General features: G+C 55.6%; 5 protein-coding genes. All 5 read right to left on the bottom strand.

Annotated features, from left to right (window positions below):
• Window positions 1–130 precede the first annotated feature (130 nt).
• Window positions 131–418 carry a sulfurtransferase complex subunit TusB gene (tusB, locus tag RTP97_RS21375; protein ID WP_312211928.1) on the bottom strand — a complete coding sequence of 96 codons (288 nt, stop codon included), beginning with the start codon at window positions 416–418 and terminating at the stop codon, window positions 131–133.
• 7 nt (window positions 419–425) lie between these two features.
• Window positions 426–785: a sulfurtransferase complex subunit TusC gene (gene tusC / locus RTP97_RS21370; RefSeq protein WP_312417214.1), complete on the bottom strand. Its 360-nt coding sequence runs from the start codon at window positions 783–785 to the stop codon at window positions 426–428.
• Entirely contained in the window at window positions 785–1,171 is a 387-nt protein-coding gene (gene tusD, locus RTP97_RS21365) for a sulfurtransferase complex subunit TusD (RefSeq protein ID WP_312417212.1), read from the bottom strand. The genes tusC and tusD overlap by 1 nt, the downstream gene beginning before the upstream one ends.
• On the bottom strand, window positions 1,171–1,893 hold the full coding sequence (locus tag RTP97_RS21360; protein WP_042393043.1) for a transcriptional regulator: 723 nt from the start codon (window positions 1,891–1,893) through the stop codon (window positions 1,171–1,173). The genes tusD and RTP97_RS21360 overlap by 1 nt, the downstream gene beginning before the upstream one ends.
• A 166-nt stretch (window positions 1,894–2,059) precedes the next feature.
• Window positions 2,060–2,890: an FKBP-type peptidyl-prolyl cis-trans isomerase gene (gene fkpA / locus RTP97_RS21355; RefSeq protein ID WP_312211925.1), complete on the bottom strand. Its 831-nt coding sequence runs from the start codon at window positions 2,888–2,890 to the stop codon at window positions 2,060–2,062.
• Between the last annotated feature and the right edge of the window lie 2 nt (window positions 2,891–2,892).

Raw genomic sequence — 2,892 nt, 5'->3', positions numbered from 1 at the left:
TGCCATTAAATAGCTCCTGGTTTTAGCTTTTGCTTCGTAAACACGTAATAAAACGCCCTCATACAATATGAGGACGCGGAATTTTAGGGCTGTGCTCAAAAGGTGTCAAGAAATATACAGCGATCTCGCCTTACCAGGCGATCTGAGCAGCGTGTTTTACCGTCAGGCTAACAAAATCAGTATAGCTAACCAGCACGACGCTGTTCGAAATTTGACCAGAAAGACCGCGGGCATCAATGTCTTCCTGCAGAGCATGAACGGATATGGGGGCAGCCAGCAGTAAATCAAGGTAACGGCTTCCCTTTACCGCCGCCGCTACGCCATCAGAGAGCAGCAGCAGGTCGTCACCCTCCTGCATCGTGCGCAGCAGCGTAGCGATGTCGCACTGCCAGGGAGAGTGACGAAGAGTATGCAGCATAACAGCCTCAGAACGTCATGACGACGTCATAGCGATGTAGACACTCGCGCAGCGCTTCAGGTTCCAGCGGCTGGGCATCAAGAATAAACGTGGTTGAGGCGCTCAGCCCGCGCTCGCGCAGCGAGGCCGCACACAGCCAGAGCTGTTCGATATCATAGAGCGGCAGCACCTTGAAGGTGGCGATGTAATCCCGCGCGAGAATATCGTCGGGGCGCTGGTTGACCAGCAGCTGGAAAACGCCGTCGCCAAGGAAAAAGACGCCGATCTCCTCGGTCAGGGCCGACATCGCCAGCAGCGCGTCCAGCCCTTCCCGTCCGGCAGAGGAGCCGTGGGGAGCGGAGTTAAAAACAAATGCCACGCTTTTCATCAAAACTGTACCACACGATCGCAGGTTAAAGCGGCCTCGGCCAGCGCACCTAAGCCGCTGAGCATAAAGCCCGGCTGGAGATTGGCCCCTGCCAGTCCGGCTCGTTGGGCCTCGTTCTCATCGGTCACGCCACGCCGTAGCGCCGCCGCGACGCAGATATGCAGCTCCACCTGATGCTCAAGGTGCAGCGCCTGCCAGGCTCGGACCAGATCGAACTCGTCGCTGGCGGGCGCGGTTAGCTGGTTGGCGTTATAGACCCCTTCCCGATAGAAGAAGACGCTCGCCAGCTCGTGGCCCGCCGCCAGTAGCGCCTGGGCAAACTGCCACGCGCTGCTGGCCTGCTGCGTGCCGTAGGCGGGCCCTGTCACCAGTAAGGCAAAGCGCATTACTTATCCTGCCCCTGAAAATCACCGCTCTTAAACTGGCGGATGTAGAGGTAGACCGTATGCTTGGAGATATTCAGCCTATCGGCGACCTGGTTAATTGCATCTTTAATGTCAAAGATGCCTTTTTCGTAGAGGTTCAGCACGATCTGACGGTTTTTTGCATTGTTCGAGACGTTACGATCGGCATTCACCTCTTCAATGGTGAACTCCAGGGTCTGCATCACCAGGTCGTCCACCGAGGAGGCAAAGTTCACGGCGGAGCCAACGTCCGGCGTCTCCGGTGGAATGAAGGTGTTCATAATCTGCGAGAAAGGTACATCAAGGTTCATGTTGATGCACAGCAGGCCAATCACCCGGTGTTCGCGGTTGCGAATGGCAATGGTGACCGACTTCATCAGCACGCCGCTCTTGGCGCGGGTGAAGTAGCACTTAGAGACGCTGCTGTCCGCCCCCGTCATGTCGTGCAGCATGCGCAGGGCAAGATCAGTAATCGGCGAGCCAATCTTACGCCCGGTGTGTTCACCGTTGGCAATACGAATGGCGGAGCATTTGAGATCCTGCAAGGAGTGCAGGACGATTTCACAGTGGGCACCAATGAGCATCGCTAACCCATCGACCACCGCTTCGTAGGATTTCAGGATATCGAAGTCGGTCTGATCAAAAGGCCGTTGATCCAGCAGATCGAGCTCGCTGGTTTCGTTGGTTAATAGCGACCTGGACATGAAAAAAAACACTCCTTTTCAGGAGCCTGTCGTTATGTTTTCAGGGCAGGCTCATCATTTACAGGGACATCTAAATTAATACAGCGCCTATAGCGCTTTCCAGTGTTAATTATATCTGCCCTGTAATAAAAAACCGCCGCCTGGTCAGGCGGCGGCTCTCAGCGTCTTACTTTTTATCCGCTGCGGCAGGTTGCTCTGCCGGTGCTGCCGCTTCCGCCTTCGGCTGTGCGTCCGCCTTCGGTGCCGGTTTGATATCCAGCAGCTCTACGTCGAAGACCAGCGTGGAGTTAGCCGGGATGCCCGGAACGCCCGTTTTACCGTAGGCCAGCGCCGGTGGGATAACCAGCTTGATCTTGCCGCCTTTCTTGATGTTTTTCAGGCCTTCGGTCCAGCCCGGGATCACGCCATCAAGACGGAAGGAGAGCGGCTCGCCACGGGTGTAGGAGTTATCAAACTCTTTACCGTCGATCAGCGTACCTTTGTAGTTGACTACTACGGTGTCGCTATCTTTCGGTGCGTCGCCGGTACCCTCTTTCTCTACTTTGTAGAGCAGGCCGGTAGAGGAGGTTTTCACATCCTTCTCTTTAGCAAAGGTGTCGCGGAAGGCTTTGCCTTTGGTTTCGTTCTCAGTCGCGTCCTTCTCCATCTTCTCCTGAGCGGCACCCTTCACGCGTGCTTCAAAGGCCTGCAGAGTCTGTTCGATCTCCTGGTCAGAGAGCTTGCTCTTATTGGCGAAGGCGTCCTGAACGCCAGCAATCAGCTGAGCCTGATCCAGTTTAATGCCCAGCTTCTCCTGCTCTTTCAGGGAGTTTTCCATATAACGACCCAGTGACGCGCCCAGCGCATAGGCTGATTTTTGGTCGTCATTCTTGAATGCCGCTTTGCTGTCGGTGGTCGCCGGGGCTTTAGCCGGGGCGTCAGCAGCAAAAGAGAGAGGTGCATTCAGCGCAACGGCCATCGTGGTCGCCAGCAGCGTTACTTTAAACAGTGATTTCATCC

Origin of the sequence: Pseudescherichia sp., assembly GCF_031998825.1 — a bacterium.
Lineage (GTDB): Bacteria > Pseudomonadota > Gammaproteobacteria > Enterobacterales > Enterobacteriaceae > Pseudescherichia.
The sequence above is the reverse complement of the archived record's forward strand: the minus strand, read 5'-3'. Positions and strand labels throughout refer to the sequence as shown.

What these genes read in the sequence shown, in the direction of transcription:
- tusB (WP_312211928.1), bottom strand. Translation starts at nt 418, where the DNA reads ATGCTGCATACTCTTCGTCACTCTCCCTGGCAGTGCGACATCGCTACG.
- tusC (WP_312417214.1), bottom strand. Translation starts at nt 785, where the DNA reads ATGAAAAGCGTGGCATTTGTTTTTAACTCCGCTCCCCACGGCTCCTCT.
- tusD (WP_312417212.1), bottom strand. Translation starts at nt 1,171, where the DNA reads ATGCGCTTTGCCTTACTGGTGACAGGGCCCGCCTACGGCACGCAGCAG.
- RTP97_RS21360 (WP_042393043.1), bottom strand. Translation starts at nt 1,893, where the DNA reads ATGTCCAGGTCGCTATTAACCAACGAAACCAGCGAGCTCGATCTGCTG.
- fkpA (WP_312211925.1), bottom strand. Translation starts at nt 2,890, where the DNA reads ATGAAATCACTGTTTAAAGTAACGCTGCTGGCGACCACGATGGCCGTT.